The 19,749-nt window shown below is 35.4% G+C and carries 19 protein-coding genes; 3 read left to right on the top strand and 16 right to left on the bottom strand.

The genetic code is table 11. The features are described 5' to 3' along the window. Positions 1 to 73 precede the first annotated feature (73 nt). From atpC to rpmH, 16 genes are all read right to left on the bottom strand, one after another. Positions 74 to 484, bottom strand: coding sequence for an ATP synthase F1 subunit epsilon (gene atpC / locus ACMAZI_RS01295; protein WP_158536784.1), 411 nt, complete (start codon positions 482 to 484; stop codon positions 74 to 76). A 146-nt stretch (positions 485 to 630) separates the two neighbouring features. Beyond that, positions 631 to 2,049 (bottom strand): F0F1 ATP synthase subunit beta, encoded by a 1,419-nt coding sequence (atpD, locus tag ACMAZI_RS01290; protein WP_114705983.1) that lies wholly within the window; start codon positions 2,047 to 2,049, stop codon positions 631 to 633. A 10-nt stretch (positions 2,050 to 2,059) separates the two neighbouring features. Next, on the bottom strand, positions 2,060 to 2,932 hold the full coding sequence (atpG, locus tag ACMAZI_RS01285; protein ID WP_114705984.1) for an ATP synthase F1 subunit gamma: 873 nt from the start codon (positions 2,930 to 2,932) through the stop codon (positions 2,060 to 2,062). A 16-nt stretch (positions 2,933 to 2,948) separates the two neighbouring features. Continuing rightward, positions 2,949 to 4,457 carry a F0F1 ATP synthase subunit alpha gene (gene atpA, locus ACMAZI_RS01280; RefSeq protein ID WP_114705985.1) on the bottom strand — a complete coding sequence of 503 codons (1,509 nt, stop codon included), beginning with the start codon at positions 4,455 to 4,457 and terminating at the stop codon, positions 2,949 to 2,951. 25 nt (positions 4,458 to 4,482) lie between these two features. Further along, entirely contained in the window at positions 4,483 to 5,022 is a 540-nt protein-coding gene (atpH, locus tag ACMAZI_RS01275; RefSeq protein ID WP_114705986.1) for an ATP synthase F1 subunit delta, read from the bottom strand. Positions 5,023 to 5,037: 15 nt separating this feature from the next. Continuing rightward, positions 5,038 to 5,565: an ATP synthase F0 subunit B gene (locus ACMAZI_RS01270; RefSeq protein WP_120405623.1), complete on the bottom strand. Its 528-nt coding sequence runs from the start codon at positions 5,563 to 5,565 to the stop codon at positions 5,038 to 5,040. Between the two features lie 23 nt (positions 5,566 to 5,588). Continuing rightward, a complete protein-coding gene (locus ACMAZI_RS01265) occupies positions 5,589 to 6,032 on the bottom strand; it encodes a hypothetical protein (protein ID WP_114705988.1) in 444 nt (147 codons plus the stop codon). 145 nt (positions 6,033 to 6,177) lie between these two features. Continuing rightward, complete coding sequence (locus tag ACMAZI_RS01260) at positions 6,178 to 6,510, bottom strand: bactofilin family protein (protein WP_114705989.1); 333 nt, start codon at positions 6,508 to 6,510, stop codon at positions 6,178 to 6,180. Between the two features lie 113 nt (positions 6,511 to 6,623). Next, on the bottom strand, positions 6,624 to 7,586 hold the full coding sequence (locus ACMAZI_RS01255) for a ParB/RepB/Spo0J family partition protein (RefSeq protein WP_114705990.1): 963 nt from the start codon (positions 7,584 to 7,586) through the stop codon (positions 6,624 to 6,626). A 16-nt stretch (positions 7,587 to 7,602) separates the two neighbouring features. Then, positions 7,603 to 8,454, bottom strand: coding sequence for a ParA family protein (locus ACMAZI_RS01250; RefSeq protein WP_114705991.1), 852 nt, complete (start codon positions 8,452 to 8,454; stop codon positions 7,603 to 7,605). Between the two features lie 36 nt (positions 8,455 to 8,490). Continuing rightward, a complete protein-coding gene (locus ACMAZI_RS01245; RefSeq protein ID WP_114705992.1) occupies positions 8,491 to 9,156 on the bottom strand; it encodes a 16S rRNA (guanine(527)-N(7))-methyltransferase RsmG in 666 nt (221 codons plus the stop codon). Next, entirely contained in the window at positions 9,153 to 10,994 is a 1,842-nt protein-coding gene (gene mnmG / locus ACMAZI_RS01240; protein ID WP_120405624.1) for a tRNA uridine-5-carboxymethylaminomethyl(34) synthesis enzyme MnmG, read from the bottom strand. The genes ACMAZI_RS01245 and mnmG overlap by 4 nt, the downstream gene beginning before the upstream one ends. A 141-nt stretch (positions 10,995 to 11,135) precedes the next feature. Further along, the gene (locus ACMAZI_RS01235; RefSeq protein WP_412473926.1) at positions 11,136 to 12,710 is read right to left on the bottom strand and encodes a tRNA modification GTPase; all 1,575 of its coding nucleotides are present in this window, start codon (positions 12,708 to 12,710) and stop codon (positions 11,136 to 11,138) included. Between the two features lie 3 nt (positions 12,711 to 12,713). Next, complete coding sequence (gene yidC, locus ACMAZI_RS01230) at positions 12,714 to 14,192, bottom strand: membrane protein insertase YidC (protein WP_412473927.1); 1,479 nt, start codon at positions 14,190 to 14,192, stop codon at positions 12,714 to 12,716. A 71-nt stretch (positions 14,193 to 14,263) separates the two neighbouring features. Continuing rightward, positions 14,264 to 14,623 carry a ribonuclease P protein component gene (rnpA, locus tag ACMAZI_RS01225; protein ID WP_114705996.1) on the bottom strand — a complete coding sequence of 120 codons (360 nt, stop codon included), beginning with the start codon at positions 14,621 to 14,623 and terminating at the stop codon, positions 14,264 to 14,266. Continuing rightward, a complete protein-coding gene (gene rpmH, locus ACMAZI_RS01220; protein WP_103218603.1) occupies positions 14,623 to 14,775 on the bottom strand; it encodes a 50S ribosomal protein L34 in 153 nt (50 codons plus the stop codon). The genes rnpA and rpmH overlap by 1 nt, the downstream gene beginning before the upstream one ends. A gap of 241 nt (positions 14,776 to 15,016) precedes the next feature. Here rpmH and dnaA point away from each other — a divergent pair, with 241 nt between their 5' ends. From dnaA to recF, 3 genes are all read left to right on the top strand, one after another. Then, a complete protein-coding gene (dnaA, locus tag ACMAZI_RS01215) occupies positions 15,017 to 16,687 on the top strand; it encodes a chromosomal replication initiator protein DnaA (RefSeq protein WP_412473928.1) in 1,671 nt (556 codons plus the stop codon). An 817-nt stretch (positions 16,688 to 17,504) separates the two neighbouring features. Next, the gene (gene dnaN / locus ACMAZI_RS01210) at positions 17,505 to 18,617 is read left to right on the top strand and encodes a DNA polymerase III subunit beta (RefSeq protein WP_114705998.1); all 1,113 of its coding nucleotides are present in this window, start codon (positions 17,505 to 17,507) and stop codon (positions 18,615 to 18,617) included. Between the two features lie 14 nt (positions 18,618 to 18,631). After that, positions 18,632 to 19,714 (top strand): DNA replication/repair protein RecF, encoded by a 1,083-nt coding sequence (recF, locus tag ACMAZI_RS01205; protein WP_158536785.1) that lies wholly within the window; start codon positions 18,632 to 18,634, stop codon positions 19,712 to 19,714. Positions 19,715 to 19,749: the final 35 nt, after the last annotated feature.

Here is a 19,749-nt window from a genome sequence, read left to right as displayed (position 1 = left end):
AAGAGGCAAATATTGCCGATACAAAAAAGGCCCCGAATTACGGGGCCCTTTTATATTTCAAATAGTATTAAATCTATTTAGAAATTTGCTTAACTAGTTGTAATCTAAGCTGCGCTCTTTCAACCTTACGACGGTATTTAACTAATTCTTCGTCAGTTAAAGTATCTTTCAGTTTTTCACGAGCATAAATTAGTGCATTAGTAGCTCTTTCTTCGTCAATCTGATTATCTTCTTCAGAAGTCAAAGAAAGGATAGTAATTTCGTCGTTTAAAACTTTTACTATACCATTAGTTACAGTGAAAAATCTCTCTTGATCATCACCGTGAACTGCAACGCTACCTGTAGCTAGTTTTTCAACAATATGAGTGTGACCTGCTAGAACTTCAATTTCACCCTTTAGAGTTGGGATAAATACTGATTCTGCCGGTACATTCTTCGCTACAACTGAGCTAGGCGTTAATATATTTACAACAAAGTTACTCATCATTTAATCCTTATTATAAAGCATTATATATTTTGCTCCTACCTCGAACCGCTCGGGCCTAAACCCTCGCTCTCGAAAAAAGCATGCTCCTTACAAGGGGAGCTTGCGAAGCAAACAATAGACTGGCCTTAGCCAGTCAATTTTGCTTACGCATCCTTTTTAAGTTGTTCCCATTTTTCGTATACCATATCTAGGTTACCAACTAGGTAGAACGCTTGCTCAGGTACTTCATCACATTCACCCGCTAAGATAGCTTTGAATGCTTTGATAGTATCGTTGATGTCTACGAACTGACCTGGGATACCAGTGAATTGCTCAGCAACGAAGAATGGTTGAGAAAGGAACTTCTCAATCTTTCTAGCACGACCAACAAGTACTTTATCATCTTCAGAAAGCTCATCCATACCAAGAATAGCAATGATATCTTGAAGCTCTTTATATCTTTGAAGAATCTCTTGAACCTGTCTAGCAACTGCATAGTGATCTTCACCAAGAATATCTGGAGATAGAATTGTTGAAGATGATGATAAAGGGTCTACCGCTGGGTAAATACCTTTTTCAGCAATTGAACGGTTAAGTTCTGTTGTTGCATCTAAGTGAGCAAATGTAGTTGCTGGAGCCGGATCCGTATAGTCATCGGCTGGAACGTATACTGCTTGAATAGATGTAATAGAACCGTCTTTAGTTGAAGTAATACGCTCCTGCATAGCACCCATTTCTGTACCAAGAGTTGGCTGGTAACCAACGGCAGAAGGGATACGACCAAGAAGGGCAGAAACCTCTGAACCTGCTTGTGTAAAACGGAAGATATTATCAACGAAGAAAAGAACGTCTTGCTTTTCTTCATCACGGAAATATTCTGCAATAGAAAGACCAGTAAGAGCAACACGTGCACGTGCACCTGGTGGCTCATTCATCTGACCATATACCAGGGCAGTCTTATCGATAACCCCTGACTCTTTCATTTCTTCGTAAAGATCGTTACCTTCACGAGTTCTTTCACCAACACCTGCGAATACTGAGAAACCACCGTGTTGAGTTGCAATGTTGTTAATAAGTTCCATAATTAGAACTGTCTTACCAACACCAGCACCACCGAATAGACCAATCTTTCCACCTTTTAGGTATGGAGCAAGAAGGTCGATAACTTTAATACCAGTAAAGAATGGCTCAAGTTTAGTCGACTGGTTTTCAAATGTTGGAGCTGTATTGTGAATTGAATAAGATTTCTTATTTCCAATTTCACCAGCTTCATCAATAGCTTCACCAACTACGTTGATAATACGACCAAGACATTCACGTCCAACAGGCGCTTGAATTGGTGCACCTGTATCAGAAACAACTAGCCCTCTTGAAAGACCTTCAGTCTGATCCATTGCAATTGTTCTAACAACGTTATCACCTAGGTGAGAAGCAACCTCAAGAACAAGGTTATTTTCTTTGTCGTTAATTGTTTTGTTTGTAACTGTGAGTGCGTTATAGATTTCCGGTAAATTTCCATCAGCAAATTCAACGTCTACAACAGGACCCATAACTTGACGAATAACACCTTTTGCTTGTGACATTCTACGCTCCTTAACCATTGAGGGACTCAGCACCAGAAACAACTTCAATTAGTTCAGTTGTAATAGCAGCTTGTCTCAATTTATTCATTTTTAATGTTAATGTTCTAATTGCATCTTTACAGTTTCCAACAGCACTATCCATTGCTGACATACGTGATCCGTGCTCTGCTGCGGTAGCATCTAAAATTGCTGTCCACATTGCACTTGTGTATGCCTCAGGAATAAGGCCATTAAGAATTTCTTCTGCATTAGGGTTGTATCTAAAATCAAACGGATACTTTTCCTTAAGCTCTTCTTTTTCAGATGAATCTAAAGTCATTGGAAGAACTTGCTTAACTGTTGGCTCAATTGAAATCGCAGAATAGAAAATATTGTAAGCAATACTTACCTTTCCTACTTCACCACTTGAGAAAAGTGCTGATAGCTTTGAAGCTAAATCTGCAATTTCGTGATGTTGAGGTTCAGCTTTTTCAAACTCGTAGAACCCACCAACATTAACAAGTTTCTCAACAAGTTCTTTAACTTTAGTTCCAATAAAGTGTACTTCTAAATTTGATGGATCCTCATGATTTGCAACGTAGTTTTTAACTACTTTTGCAAGCCCAGAGTTATAACCACCACAAAGACCTTTATTAGATGAGATTACAAGTAAAACCTCTTTCTTACTTTCGTTATTTTGTAAGAAAGAGTGATTGTAATCTTCAACTAAGGCAGAAATTGTCTTAATTGAATCTTCTAATTCATTTGCATAAGGACGAGCATTCAGAATTGCATTCTGAGCCTTGTTTAGCTTTGCAGCTGAAACAAGTTTCATAGCTTCCGTAATCTTTAAAGTACCCTTTGTACTTTTGATTTTCTTTTTAAGATCCTTAATATTTGCCATTATGGCTCCTCAATAATTAGTAGTTCTTACTTGCGATAAACTCTTTAATAACAGTAGCTAATTTACCGTCATTCTCTCCTGAGATTGCTTTTTCATTTCTAATAGAAGTCATAAGCTCAGAGTGAGATGCATTTAAGTGATCAATTAGATCTCTTTCAGCTTCTTTAACTTTTTCTACAGGAACAGAGTCAAACATTCCTTTTGTACCAGCATAAACAGATACAACTTGATCAATTACATCGTAAGGTGAGTACTGAGCTTGTTTAAGTAGCTCAACAAGTCTTTCACCTTTTGAAAGTTGTTTTTGAGTTGCTTCATCTAGATCTGAACCGAAAGCAGCGAATGCCTGAAGTTCACGATACTGAGCAAGATCAAGTCTTAATGTACCAGCAACTTTTTTCATTGCTTTAATCTGAGCAGAACCACCAACACGTGATACTGAAATACCAACGTTAACAGCTGGACGAATACCAGAGTTAAATAAGTCACCTTCTAGGAAGATCTGACCGTCAGTAATCGAAATTACGTTAGTTGGAATATATGCAGAAACGTCACCTTCTTGAGTTTCAATAACTGGAAGTGCAGTTAGTGAACCAGCTCCGTCTTTATCAGCAAGTTTTGCAGCTCTTTCTAATAGTCTAGAGTGACAGTAGAAAACGTCCCCTGGGAATGCTTCACGCCCTGGAGGTCTTCTTAGAAGAAGTGAAAGCTGACGATATGCTTGTGCTTGTTTTGTTAAATCATCATAAACGATTAGAGCGTGCTTACCACTATCTCTGTAGTACTCACCCATTGTACAACCAGTGTATGGAGCAAGGTACTGAAGTGGTGCAGAGTTAGAAGCAGTAGCAGATACGATGATAGTATAATCAAGAGCACCGGCTTCTTTTAGCTTTTGTTGTACTTGACGTACTGTTGAGTTCTTTTGTCCAACAGCAACGTAGATACAAATAACATCTTTACCTTTTTGGTTGATGATTGTGTCGATAGCAACAGCTGTTTTACCAGTCTTTCTATCACCAATAATAAGCTCACGTTGACCACGTCCGATTGGGATCATTGAATCAATCGCTTTGATACCAGTTTGAAGTGGCTCGTGTACAGATTTTCTAGCTAGAATACCTGGAGCTTTAATTTCAACACGTCTTGAGTGTTCAGAAACGATTTCACCTTGTCCATCGATTGGATTACCAATAGCATCAACAACACGACCTAAAAGAGCGTCACCTACTGGTACTTCGACGATCTTTTCAGTTCTTTTAACTGTTGAACCTTCTGTGATTTTTGGATCATCACCTAGAATAGCAACACCAACGTTGTTAGTTTCAAGGTTTAGAACCATACCTTTTGTACCTGTAGCAAATTCTACAAGTTCACCGGCCATAGCATTTTTAAGACCGAAAATTCTAGCAACACCATCACCAACAGTTAGAACTGTACCTACTTCATCAACTTGTAGTTTAGTTTCGAAGTTAGCAATTCTGTCTTTGATAATGCTCGTAATTTCTTCTGGATTCATTGACATCATTTACCTCTACAATAATTGGCTTTTAACCATTTATAATTGATTCTTTTAAAGTATTAAGTTGTTTATCTACAGAAGCATCGACTTGATAGTCTTCAACTGTCACTCGAACACCTGCAGTTATTTTTTCGTTTTTTACGTAAGTTAATTCAGGCTCTGATCCTAATTCCTTCTTGATAAAAGATTTAATCTTATCAAGAGACTCAGTATCAATTGAATCTGCACTACCTTCGATTGTTCCTCTCATGAAACCTTTTTCATGATCATCGATAACGATTACTTCTTTAAAAATAATTGGCATAAGACCAATTCTTTTTTCTTGAAGTAGGAAATTAATAAATGATTTTACAACTTGAGAAAGTCCTAATTTTGTCATTACATCATTAACAACAGCTGTTTTTTCTTCAGCAGAGAAAACATCAAGAAACATAACATTTTCAAGATTGTTGTTTTCGTTAACCACTTCAGTAAGTGTTGTTAATTCTTTAGCAACGTCAAGATTTGACTCTTTACCTAGGTTGTAAATCGCTTTTGCATACGCTTTGGCTACATTCTTATCTTTCATTTTACTACCCTAGAACTATAGTCTTGATATTAAATTACTAGTTGCTTTATTTGATAATTTTTCATCTTTATGAATTGTACTTTTAGTCTTGTTAATAACTTCATCTAAAAGTGATTCGTTAAGACTTTTAAGCATCATTTTCTTTTCAGATTCTAATTTATGCTCAGAATCTTTTTCCATTTTTTCCATTGATGCCTTCATTTCTTCAACAAATTTTTGTTCAAACTTTTCGCTGTCTACTTTTGCATTTGAAATGATTTTTTCTTTTTCAGTTTGAATGTTATCGATCTTAGCTTTTGAAGCTTGTAGCTCTTGTTCTGCCTTAGCATCTTTCTTTGCTGCATACTCAACTAAGTCTTTAATGTTTTCTGATTTTTCTGTGAATGATTTGCTCATAAATGGGATCATCTTCCACGCAATAAAACCAAACACAATTGTGAAGTTAATTGCAGGAACTAGAAGATCACTTAAATGACCACCGCGGTACTCACCACCAGCAGCTAGAGCAACATTACTAATGATTAAAGCTAATAAAAATTTCATTGCTTACCCTATCCTTAAATAATTTACTGAACGATTTTGTTTACAAGAAGTGACGATAGTTCTTCCGCATCTTTCATAACGGCAACTTTCTTTTCTTCTAATTCTTTTGCGTACTCATTCTTCTCAGCATTTAGTTGAGACTCAAGTTTATCTGCTAGTTCTTTAACCTTTGCAGCTTCACGCTTTGTTACTTCTTCTTTCTTTGCTTGAATGATAGAAAAAGCTTCTGATTGAGCACTTTCAATTTTCACTTTATATTCTTTTTCAAGCTCAGTTGCTAGACGAGTTTTCTCCTCTGCTCCTGACTCCATTTTAGTCGTTTTTGCTTCACGATTTTCAAGAATATCTTGAAGCTTAGACCAAATTAAGTTTCTTGTTACAAAGTACAAAACAGTAACAATAGCTAATTGAATGAATAAAGTTGAATCGATTTGTAGTGATTTTAATACTGTAAGAATAGTATCCATTAGTGACTACTCCAAATTACATCTAGATGATTGGTTAAAAGTTCACTAATAATTAAACTTTATATGGCCTATCGTCAAGATAAACCGGTTATTTCTGAATGTTTGTTAATTTTTAATTAAGGTGTAAATAATCAAATTTATTTAATTATTTGTCATCATGCATCTTCGTTGTTCCATGGAAGATAACACCATCTTCAACAATCAGCGAAGGAGTTGTGATAGTCCCCTCGAAGCGAGCTGGCTTGATAATTTCAACGCGAGAAGTCGCTTTAATATCACCTTTTACGATACCACTAATCATAATTACATCAGCAATAATATCTGCATTTATAACAGCGGCCTCTGAAATAATTACCGTATCATTAGAATAAATTGTTCCGTTCACAATTCCTGCAATGCGTCCAACACCATTAAGTGTAATATTGCCTTCAAGCTTACAACCATCTTCAATAATTGCTGCCATTGTTCCTTGTGTCATATACTCTTTACCTTTTTTCCATGGTGGTTCTATAGGACCAATTTAATTATTTCATTATTTGGTTCTATAGGACCAGTTAAGACTATATCCAACTGGTCCCATAGGACCGATTTTTATCTATTAGTTAAAAGATATTCAAAGATATCATTAAATTCAGCTTCATTAGCAAATTTAAGAACGACTTCACCACCGCCACTCTTATTTGTCTTAATACCAAAGTGGTACCCAGTACGCTGCTCAAGCTTCTCTCTATATTGAGACATTTTGCCATTGAAGAAGTCAAAGTTTTCTTCCTCTTCTTTCTTGTCTTTTGGTGCACGTTTAGAAGCTTTAATTAGTTTTTCAGTTTCTCTAACTGATAAATTATCTACAGCTGCTTTATTTGCAATGCGAATACAATCTTCTCTTTCTTTAACACCTGCTAAAATTTTAGCATGACCAAAAGATAGCTGATCCTTTTGAATTAAATCGACAACATCACGAGGTAGTTTAAGGATACGTAGGAAGTTAGCAATTGTTGATCTTTCCTTTCCTACTTTCTTTGCAACTTCTTCTTGTGTCAGGTTGTAGTCTTCCATTAATCCAAAGTAAGCTAGCGCTTCTTCTACACAATTTAGATCTGAACGTTGAACGTTTTCAATGATCGACATAACCATTTTTTCACGATCAGTTGCTCTTTTAATGACAACAGGAACTTGAGTAAGGCCAGCAAGTTTTGAAGCTCTTAATCTTCTTTCACCAGCTACAAGTTCATATCCTTCATCCGCTTTAACAACAATTAAAGGCTGGATAACACCATTTTCCTTAATTGAGTTAGATAGCTCATGAAGTTCTTCTTCTTTAAATATTTTACGTGGTTGATTTGGGTTTGCATGAATTGATGTAATATCCAACATTGATGGATTCGTTTCAACTTGTACTGCTGCTTCTCTTTGTACCGGTTTTTCAGGTTGATTTTCTGCCGCTACCTTTTGGAGATCTGAAAATGCAGCTTGCGCTTTCGATGCTTTAGAAGAACCACTTGTTCCACCTAAAAGAGAACCCATACCTTTACCTAGAGCTACTTTCTTTGCCATTTTCTCTTCCCCTTACCTATTGAATATTACCTTGAAGTGTATTGTCGACATTATCAACTGAAGGCACCTCTGGTAGTCCATTTTGAGTTTCTACTGATTGAGCACGATCTTTAATAATAAGTTCTTTTGCTAGAGCAAGGTAAGCTTCAGAACCTTTTGATTCAATATCGTAAAGAATGATTGGTTTCCCAAAAGATGGGCACTCGGCAAGTTTTACGTTTCTAGGTATTACCGCTTGAAACACTTTATCGCCGAAGTGCCTTCTAATCTCTTCAGAAACTTGTTTATGAAGAGAAGCTCTTCCATCAAACATAGTAAGGACGATTCCGTCCATTTCTAATGCTGGATTTAAATTCGCTTTTATTAGTTTTACTGTATTAATTAATTGAGCAAGACCTTCCATCGCTAAATACTCTGTTTGCATTGGCACGATAAAGCTATCAGCTGCGTTTAGAGCGTTTACAGTTAGAAGACCTAATGATGGTGGACAATCGATTAGGATGTAGTCATATGAGTCCATAATAGGCATGAAAGCTGTCTTTAACTTAGACTCACGTGCAAACTCAGATACTAATTCAATCTCGGCACCAGATAGATTATTGTCAGAAGGACAAATATGTAAGTTAGGAAGTTCTGTTTCATAAATTGCTTCACGAATATCAGTTCTTCCAATCATTGCATGATATACATTACTATTTGTATGCTGCGATGAATCAAGCCCTAAACTAACACTACCATTACCCTGCGGGTCTAGATCAATTACCAGAGTCTTTTTCTCGGCTACTGCTAGGCAGGCTGCTAGATTAATTGTGGTTGTTGTCTTACCAACACCACCCTTCTGATTCATGAGTGCAATAATTTTAGCCATTTATGTCTCCCCATATATATAGTTGTTACTATATTTTTAAAGAAATGAGGACAAAGTGACAAGATTTTTATTTTTATTTTTTCGAAAATTGTTAATTTCTGTTCCACGTAGAACATTCTTGTTTCTAAGAGCAATCATCATACGCCCCTCAGTACCAGGAATATCAACCAATGTTTCCTCTATAATGTCCCACTTACCACCAAGCCAATCAAGATCTTCAAGCTCGTAGAAATTTGGTCCCTTGTAAAAGATCACGTTTACTTTCTTATCTGTGATTATTTTAGGAAGCAGATTTTCAATAGTCGAAACAGCTTTGAATGTAATTGTGCAATCACGGTCAAAGTATACGTGCTCGAATCTTTGATGATATGTCTTAACATTATCTAAACCGATGGCCTCAGCAATTTGATTAACGACTTTGGATTTTTTCCCTCTAGCTTCAAATCCAATATACTTTTTGTCAGGGTTAAGACTTGCTAAAGGCAGTAATGGAAAACCTCCACCGAAACCAATATCCACATGAATCTCAGTCTTGTCATAGATCTTCTTTAGTGACTCCACTTCTTCGATTGGCTTAACACTATCAACATATTGTTTCACGTGGAACTCTTCTGGTGTATTAATTCTTGTAAGATTAATACCAGCAAATGGACCATTAATTTGTTCTAAATACTTTTGGCAAAACTCAGTATCTTTCATCATAAAATATTTCCTGCCACAAAGGCCAAGGTCGCAGGTCTAATACCTACTATTCTCTGGAGTTGCCCAAAGCTTTCTGGTTTAATTTCTGTAATACGTTGACGGCATTCGAAAGAGATATTTTCACTTGCAACTAATTGCTCCCAATTAATAGGTTTTTTACTTAAGCGATTAATCTTAGCATTTTCGACTAATGCTCGATCAATATATCCTTCATATTTGAGAGAGATAGCTACTGTGCGAATCACATTTGGATCGAAGGCCATATTATTCTCACTCAATTCTCTAGTGAGAACATCTACTGGATTAAGTTGTGCTCTCTTTGAAAGTTCAGCAAGAGTTATATTTGAATTAAGCGGCCCATAACCCTTGTCTTTGAAATATTCTTTATTCTTTGGATTAGCTTTATACGTATAGTTCTTGGCTACACTCCATATAATATTAAAGCTTCTTTCAAACTTATCCTGGTAGCGATCAACTTCTGCGAAAAGACCCAGTTCCTGACGGTATTTTTTCATACGTAGAATTGTATTATCCTCACGTACGTAAAGACGGTTCTCATTTCTAGCAGTAAATAAACGATAAGGTTCATCTCTCTTATTAGAAACTAAATCCTCTACCATAACACCAATATATGAATCTTCACGATCAAGAATAAATTTGTCTGCACCTATTATAGACCTCGCTGCATTTATCCCTGCAATTAAACCTTGTCCTGCAGCTTCTTCATAACCAGAAGTTCCATTCACTTGTCCTGCAAAGTACAATCCTGGCATCTCCTTGGACTGAAGAGTTAGATCTAAGCATGTTGTATCAACAACATCATATTCTACAGCATAGCCATAGACAGCAATCTCTGCATTCTCTAGGCCTTCTATTGTTCTAATGAAATCCAACTGAATTTCACGTGGAAGAGATGTAGAGATGCCATTTGGATAAAAGGTATCTAATTCATGTGATTCAGGTTCAACAAAAACATGGTGAATATCTTTTTCTTCATAACGGTAGGCCTTATCTTCAATAGAAGGACAGTACCTAGGACCAACGCCTTTAATTTGACCATTAAAAATAGGACTTCTCTCTTTATTCTCACGTATAATCCCAAGGGTCTTTTCATTAGTCTTTGTTAAATGACATGAAACTTGATCAATAAACCTCTCATTAAGATCATGTCCATAGTGGAAGTTAACAGCATTGATATCGCTTTCCTGCTCTACCATCTTTGAAAAATCGATAGAATCACGTTTCAACCTAGCAGGAGTTCCTGTTTTAAACCTTGTTTTAAGTGCAGTAACACCCACAAAGATATTCTCTAGAGAATCGGCCTTTAGACAATCAACACGTCCACCATCAGACTGCTCCTCACCTGTATGCATTTTTCCAGCAAGGAAAGTTCCTGTTGTTACAACAATCTTCTTAGAGAGATACTCGCCTTCAGTTGTCTTAATGAGAAACTGCTCTTGGTCTTTACTAACCCTTTCCACCATTTCACGAATAACGGTGATATTCTTATTAGCAGCGACCTCAGTTTCTGCATTTCTTGCATAGACTTCTTTATCGATTTGGACACGTGTCGACTGGACAGCGTAACCTTTTGACTCATTTAATGTACGGTATTGAATAGCGCTGCGATCTGCAAGCTTTCCCATAATGCCGCCAAGGGCATCAATCTCACGAACTACCTGACCTTTACCAACACCACCAACTGCTGGGTTACAGGGAGCTGAAGCAATACTTACCCCTGGCATCGTTACGATCGCAACCTTTAAATCGAATTGAGCAGCGGCCCAAGCAGCTTCAAGCCCAGCATGTCCCCCACCTATAATTGCTACATCAAACATAGTTTTTCCAATTTCACACGTGTTCCACGTGGAACTATTGCCCTGGCTTGTTCTACGTGGAACAAATGGGCGCAGTTCTAATAATAAAGTTCTACGTGGAACATTTAAGCTATATTTTAAGAAAAATCAATGGTTTATATATTATTTACCGATACAAAAGTTGGTAAATATATGTGTCAGGGTATCATCTGGACTGATAATTCCAATAAGTTCTGCGGTTTTCTTTTCAAGTATTGAAACTTCAGAAGATATGATAGCAATATCATCTAAGTACTTGATATTACTTGTGAACTCACTGAATTTACTATAAATATCATTGATGAGAATACGGTGTCTTTCGATTGAGATCGGGTCACTATTACGTAATTTCGTATACTTAGATAGTATATCTTGAGTAATTAAGTCAGTTATATGAGGTGGTTCTATAGGACCAGTCTTTTGATTGTTTTCAAGTTTTGCCCCTGTAGGACCAGTATTGTCCTGTGGTTCTATAGGACCATTTTTTTGATTTGCCCCCATAGGACCAATATTAAATTCTTCTAATTCTTTTGGTTCTATAGAACCACTTGTTGTTTTTGGTCCGATAGGACCACTTATTTCAACAAGTCTCCCCTCGCCTTTTGAAGTGTCGGCACTATAGTATTTAATAGCCTTTGGAAGATTTGATTTTAAAGTATCTAAATTTAGATCACCCTCAAACTCATCAAAATGTGTAAAGATAAGAGCATCAAAAAGTGTCTCTTTGATATCGTGATATTGGTATTTTTCTACTTCATTTATATTAACTAGAAGAATTTTATAAAATGCATTGTCGATAAGATTACGACTTCTCTTTATTCCTTCTTCTTCAATGACATCAGTTGTATTGCGTAGACCGGCCGTATCCACTAATTTAAATGTTTCATTTCCAAGGCTGATATATTCAGAAATATAGTCACGAGTGGTTCCTGCAATATCTGAAACAATTGAGCGGGATTCATCGAGGAATAAATTAAAGAGAGAACTCTTTCCAGCGTTCGGTTCACCACATAGAACTATATCTGGCGACATTAAGCTTTTAGCGTTCACACTTGCACTTCTGTGAAGTGAGCTAATATGCTTACTAATATCAGAAACGGCCTCATCTAAAAGTTTCTGCGACTGTTCCTCCCCTACGTCTTCAGCAAAATCGATATTAATTTCAACTGCAGCTTTCAGTTTTAAAAACTTATCGTAGAGATCAGTGTATTTTTGATAAAGGCTTCCATTTAAAAGTTTAAGTCCTTCATCAAGCATTAGAGAAGAAGAAGCATTTAGGAGAGCATCAAGTCCTTCAACTTGTGCAAGAGAGAGCTTCTTATTCTTTAGTGCTCGATAAGTGAATTCACCATTTTTTGCGAGACGAAAATTACCAGAGTTAATGAATGCATTCATAATACGCTTTAAATTAAGTGTATTTCCATGAGCTGCAATCTCTAATATATTTTCACCATTGTAACTATTAGGTCCCTTAAAATAAGTGATAACTACTTCATCCAGGAAGTTTCCATCAATGTCATAGAGATTAACAAATGTCGCTTTTCTTATTTCAAGTTTTGAAAGGTCTTTTTTGAAAAATGGTCCTATAGAACCAACTAGATCGGTAAAACCAGATAAACGGATAACCCCTATGGCCGTATTCTCACTTAAGCCGGTAGAGCATGCGACAATAGGTTGGTCATCCGTTTGGTATATCATTTTTTATGCGTCTGCTGTTTTATAAACGTATAACTGCTGTGCAATCCCTAAAATATTTGAAACTGCAAAGTAAAGATTTAATCCTGCCGGTAGATCTTTCATAATAAAAATGAAAACAATTGGCATGATATACATAATCTTTTGTTGATTAGGATCTGCTGATGTTGAAGGGTTAAGTCTAGTTTGAGCTAGCATTGTAATACCCATAATCGCAGGCAGAATGTAATATGGATCCTTTGCACTAAGGTCAGTTAACCAAAAGTAAAATGGAGAACCAACTAGTTCAACTGAATTTGAAATTGCTTGATAGAAAGCAATGAAAATAGGAATTTGAAGAACCATTGGTAAACATCCACCTAATGGTGAAGCTCCAGATCTTTTAAATAATTCCATTGTTGCTTTCTGTTGCTTCATTGGATCATCAGCATACTTTTCTTTAAGCTTAGCAATTTCAGGTTGAAGTTTTTGCATCTTCTTCATTGAACGGAAAGACTTAGCTTGCAGCGGGTATGTTGCGATACGAATAACAAGTGTTAAAAGAATAATAGCAATACCGTAGTTACCTACATACTTATATACGAATTGCATTGCTTTAAGAATTGGAACAGCAAAAATTCCAAAGATACCAAAATCAATTGAAAGATCGAGTTGATCGTCAAAAGCTAGAAGGTAATCATAATTTTTAAGAGCATATAACATATAACCGTTATAAGTTTTTTTACCACGAACTGTTTGAAAGAAAGCATCTCCACTTTCAGTCGTCAGATAATTAATTGTTTGTTTTTCATTAAATACATTTAAAAATACATGGTGATTAAAATCTAATCCTAACCACTTTAACTTGCCTTCCCCATTCTCATCTGATTCTAAGTTTAGACGTTCAGTATCAACTGTTTGAAGAATATATTGACGGTAAGTTCTGTTATCAGATTGTTTTTCTGATGAAGACATATTGTATGAAAGTCTAAAGTCTTGTGTACCTTCGATTTCATAACTTAAACGCCCATCATCCAGAAGACTTAAACGAATAGAAATATTTTTTTCTAAATCATTTGCAACAACTTCATTTGGTGATGTTTTCTCATCAAAAACAAAATTAAAGTTTTGAAGGTTATTGTTGATATCAATTACTTTAAAAGCAAAGAAGTTATCTTTATCAGATAATTCCTTTAAACTCATGGCCGTTTTATTTCCAGTAGCTGCTTTAAAAGAAAGATCGCTATTTACAGTATAGCTATAAGGTCCATTCTCTAAAGTGACACTTTTAAGATTTGTTGCTTTTGCTGAACTCGTAGCAATTGCCTTAGGAGTTGTAGACTCTTGCGAAGTCGTTTCTGAATTAGCTTGAGTTTGAGCTGTTGACTGCTCTTGCTTAACTTGTGTTTGAGTGTTTTGAGTTGGACTAAAAAGCGCTTGCCATGTGAAGACAATAACACCTGCTAATACAAACGCTAAAACGGTGCGTTTTTGATCATTATTCATGCGTGATAACTCCTAAACTGGTAATTATAAGTACAGGATTTTTAACATGCCCTACGGCACTTGTTAACTTTTTATTGCAGTTTTGCGAATGCTCTTTCTAAAGAGATTTTGAGGTCTTTTTTGGGATCTTCGGATTGTTTAAAAAGACGATTAGAAACAACTACCATGATATCTTTCCCATCATTACGATAAGGACTCATACGAAAAAATTCGCGAATTAAACGCTTACAAAGATTGCGCTTATTTGCCTTACCTACTTTTTTGGTAACAGAAAATCCGATTCTAGAAGTTTCAGAATTAATTCGCGATGGCTTATAATAAACTCTTAGCCAGCGATCAGTGATAATTTTTGAATTCTTTCGAAGATAAGAGAAATCTTCAGTTGATAGCAATCTTGAACTTTTATCAAAAGTGCTATCAACTGATTCCATTATTTCTTACCGTGAGAAACTGTAAGTTGCTTACGTCCCTTAGCTCTACGAGCCTTGATAACGTTGCGACCACCAGCTGTTTCCATTCTTTTAAGGAAACCGTGTACTCTCATTCTTTTCTTTCTTTTTGGCTGCCAAGTTCTTTTAGACATCTTCAACCTACCTAACTATAACTGTTAAACTTAAAATTAATATTGTAAGGGCTAGTATTATACCATTTCGCATCACCGGTCAATGGCCCTGTAGATAGTGCAGGCCAAAATATTTGATTTATTTGGCCATGCGTAAAAAACTTATTTTTTTATTGGCCTAGGATTTTGGGCCATGATACAAATTTGCCCCACAACACAGAATTAAAGAAAAATTGACGAGTGCAGCTCAAGGGAATAGATCATGCAGGGAAACTTTCCTTTTAATGAATTTTTAAAAAATTCAAACTCAAACACGAACACACACAATGAATTAGGACACAGTAAAGTTAATAATATTGAAGACTTAGCAAATAAGAATATCATTGAAGATCCCTTCAATATCAAGCAAAGCTTAAATAGTAATCCTTCTCAAGACTACTCTAGCCTATCAGATGACTTCTTTAGTGCCGAAGAGTTAGAGATGATGAATTGTGAAATACATAACTCACTGAAATCACTGATAAATCCGCAAAAGTATGCATCATTTTTTCAAGGTGAATTCTTTCGCCTTGTTAATATTGATGGTGAGAGAGCTACATTCTCAACAACAACAAATTTCATTAAGTCATTCATTGAGAAGAATTTAGAGCAAATTAGCCAAAGTATTGTAAATACGTTAGGTAAATCATACCAAATCGTTATCGTCACTAATAATAACAACAACTTAGCTAATAATGGCCAAACTACACTATCTCAGAGCTTAAATTCATCTGGTCCTATAGAACCAGCTCAGAATCGACCTAAATCAGCAAATGAAATTTCATTTTCGCTTGATCTAGAGCCTGTACAGGAAGATCTTCTATCAAAGGTAGAATCAAAATATATCGATCACGTAAGTGATGATTATAATAATATTGTAATCGATAAGAGTAAGACGTTTAAGAACTTCGTAATCGGACCATCTAATAATATGGCCTACGCTGCTTCACTAGCAATTGCTAAAAGCCCTGGTAAAGCAGGTAAATACCCTTCTCTTTATATTCATTCGAATTCTGGACTTGGTAAGACTCACCTCTTACATGCCATGGCCAACGGAATTCAAAATCAATACCCTCACTTTGTTATCTGCTTAATTACAGCACGTGACTTTATGAAGGAAATGATTGAATCGATTCGCAACAAACAACTTCCAGAATTTCGTCAAAAGTATTCAGAGAAAGTTGATGTTCTTATGATTGATGATGTTCATGAACTTAAAGGCAAAGAAGGAACTCAACGCGAATTCTTCCATATCTTTAATGAGCTTTATCAAAAAGGAAAACAGTTAATCTTCACTTCTGATAAGACACCTCAAGAGATTAATGGTCTAGAAGAGAGAATCAAGACTCGCCTACAATGGGGTCTAGTTGTTGATATTCAAAAGCCAGATATTGAAACAAGAGTTGCTATCATTAATGCTAAGGCAGATGATCTCGACCTATTCCTTTCTGAAGATATTGTTAATCTAATTGCATGTAATGTTAAAAACTCAATTAGAGAGCTTGAAGGTGCTCTAATAAAGCTTTCAGCCTACTCTGATATCATGAAGGTTGATATTGAATTAGAGATGGTTAAAGAGGTTCTTGCTCTTCGAGATTTTGAAGATGAGAAGAAAATTACAATCGAAGGTATTGCTAAGCAAACATCTCAATATTTTAAAATACCTGTTGCTGATTTAAAGTCAAAATCACGTACGAAAGATATTGCTAACGCTCGCTTTGTGGCCATGTACTTATGTCGTAAGCTTGCAAATGCAACTCATGAGGAAATTGGTCGCTTCTTTGGTGGTCGTGATCATAGCTCTGTTGTACACGCAGAACAGAAGATTTCAGAAAGATTATCGCAAGATCCCCTACTTTCTAAGACTATTATGACGATTGAAAATCAACTTTAATCACTACTAAATCCAAATTAAATTCTGACTAGTCAAATGACTATCCAAAAATAGGCCACTCAATGAGTGGTCTTTTTTATGTCCAGGATGGACGGTATGTCGACGAGAGGCAGGAGCCGAAGTCGACCTTGATGACTACTCGGCCGTGAGTAAATGATTGGCCAACACTGACAAAGACACAATTTAATCCACATGAAATTTGTGAAATGTTGATTATATGACTAGTCAAATGGCCGACAAATTCACAGCAGTATTTGACTAGTCAACTTTGGTCCGACGAGATCACAGTTATCCACGGCCATTAGCGGCCAATTCACGGCCAACAAACTTAATTGTGGATTAATAAATGTTTTAAAATTAATAACTTAGAACATATTTTAGAATTTATTCACGGCCGTTAATAATATAATCGACAAAAACGTAGGCCGTGGATAAAAAAGTTATCAACATGTTTGCAAAATGTGAGTAAATGAATGGCCAAATTAATAAAAAGTTAAGCAATTTAACTCGACCTAAAATTATCAACATTTGGCCGTGAGTAAAAATCTAATAACGTCAATATATTGTTACCGAAATGATAATATACGAATGTGTGCATTGAGTTAAAAAAACTAATCAACCATTGCTCACAAATGGGAAATCGAGAGAATGAAGATCTAATAGGGAAGTAGAAGCTTATACACTTTTCCACAGGATTATATATTATATTAATATAAATATATATAAAAAGAGAAACACTTAAAACGCCTATGCTAGCTTGCTAACTGGTGTTTTCCATTATACAACAATAGCACAATTATTTCTGATAGGATTAAAAATGAAGCTTAGGGTAGATACAGATAACTTAAGAGATGCACTAAATAAAATTTTAACTGTAATTGATAAGAAGAATTCAAGACCAATCTTAACTTATACGTTACTAACTGTTAGCAATGAGAAAATATATTTATCAGCTACAGATTTAGAAGTATCAGCAAAGTATTCAATAAATGCATCAACTGAAGGTTCAGCTTCATTTTGTATAAACGCTAAGAATCTATTTGATATATTAAAAGAACTTCCTAACACAGATATCAACATGGAGTTGGAAGAAGGTGAAAATCTTCTAAAAATAAATTGTGAAGATATCCATTATTCACTTTTAATTTATGAATCAGATGAATTTCCAAACCTACATTTTGGAAATGAAAATACATTCAATCTAAATTCAGATGATCTATTAAATCTAATCACAAAAACTTCATATGCTATTTCAAATGATGAAACGAGACTTCACTTTAACGGAATATATTTTCAAGAAGTAGAAGGGAAGTTAAGAGCTGTCTCAACAGACGGTCATCGATTATCACTAATTGAACACGACATAGCAGAACAAAATAATGAAGCACTTATTAATGGAATTATCATTCCAAAGAAAGGTGTATCAGAACTTAGAAAGGTTGCAGAAACTTATCCAGGTGCTAATCTGTTTATTTCTGTTGATGACTCTTATTTATATGTAACAGCTAATGAGCAATACCAATTAGGTATTCGTTTAATTGCTAGAGAATATCCAAAGTATCAAGCTGTAATTCCAGCTAAGACGACTTATTCACTAACAGCTGATAAAGAAACTCTTCAGCATGCTATTAGACGTATTAAAATTATGTCTAATGAGAAATCAAATGCAGTTAAGATCAAGCTTACTGAAAACCATATGACAATCTCTGCTAACCATCCTTCACTTGGAGATGCGAAAGAGACGATCGCTGTTGATTACAATGGTAAGGAGCTTGAAATTGGATTTAATGCACGATTCTTATTAGATTCAATTGCAATTTTAAATTCAGAAAATATTACTTTTGAATTCAATAATGAATTCTCAGCTGTGATTGTAAGATCAAATGATATCCAAAACTATCTTGGAATCATTATGCCACTTAGAATCTAAGAGATTATATTATTTTGAAGCTATCTAAGTTACAGATTACAAACTTCCGTAACCTCCAGCCAGATATTATATCTTTCAATAAGAATATAAATTGTATCTTGGGAGAGAATGGAAATGGTAAGACAAATATATTAGAAGCGCTTCATGTGTTAGTAACTCGAAAATCTTTTCGTAAAAATACAACTTTTCCACAGTTATTAAGTATTGATGGGGATAATCCTGAAATATTATTTTCATCTCTTTTTGAAAATGAAGGTGATCAAATCACTTTTACTGGAAAGATGAATCCTAATGGTTCTTCGTGGACTCTAAATGGAAAGAACACCAAGAAAAAGCTTGATGCAAAATTAGTATTTATTAATCCATTTGATTCATATTCATTTTCTAATATTCCAAGCTTTAGAAGAAAGTGGTTTGATGATCACTTATCACTACTTAGTCGGGATTATAAGAAAGTATTAAATCAGTACAATTCTTCTCTTAGATTTAGAAACGTACTTCTTTCTAAAAAGCCACCACAATTTAGAGAGCAGCTACAAGTTATTGATCGTCAAATGGCAGATTACGCTTACGAGCTAGTGGCCATGAGAAATCAATTTGTAGCCGAGTTAATTCCATATTGTGAAAAAACTTATCGCGACATTTTTTCAGAAGAACACGAGCTTAATATCCAAGTCGATTCACGCTTTCACGGCTTTTCACCAGATATGATCTTTGATTACATGCAACAAAGACTTGAAAAGGACCTAGTTGTGGGGCATACGACGTATCAAGTCCACAAAGATGACTACGTGCTTCTTTTTGATGGAATGAATGCCTATGAGTTCTGCTCTCTAGGCCAACAAAAAATGTCTTATTTGAGCCTCATATTTGCCTATATAGAGCTATTTAGGTATAACTTATACACCTATCCAATTGTACTTATCGACGATGTCTCAGGGGAATTAGACAAAGCGAGATGGGGTAGGCTTGTAAATTTTTTGGAACAACGAGAGTTCCAAGTATTAATTACAACGGCAAATGAAAAATTTAAGGAAGAATTAGAAAAAATTGATGGAGCAAATAAGATCTATATCTCTAATGGATCCATTCACTAATCTATCTTCCAAAAATATATTTTTAAAACAACAAC

The sequence above is a fragment of the Halobacteriovorax sp. YZS-3-1 genome (genome assembly GCF_047084945.1).
In the GTDB taxonomy this organism is placed as follows: Bacteria; Bdellovibrionota; Bacteriovoracia; order Bacteriovoracales; family Bacteriovoracaceae; genus Halobacteriovorax_A; species Halobacteriovorax_A vibrionivorans.
The sequence above is the reverse complement of the archived record's forward strand: the minus strand, read 5'-3'. Positions and strand labels throughout refer to the sequence as shown.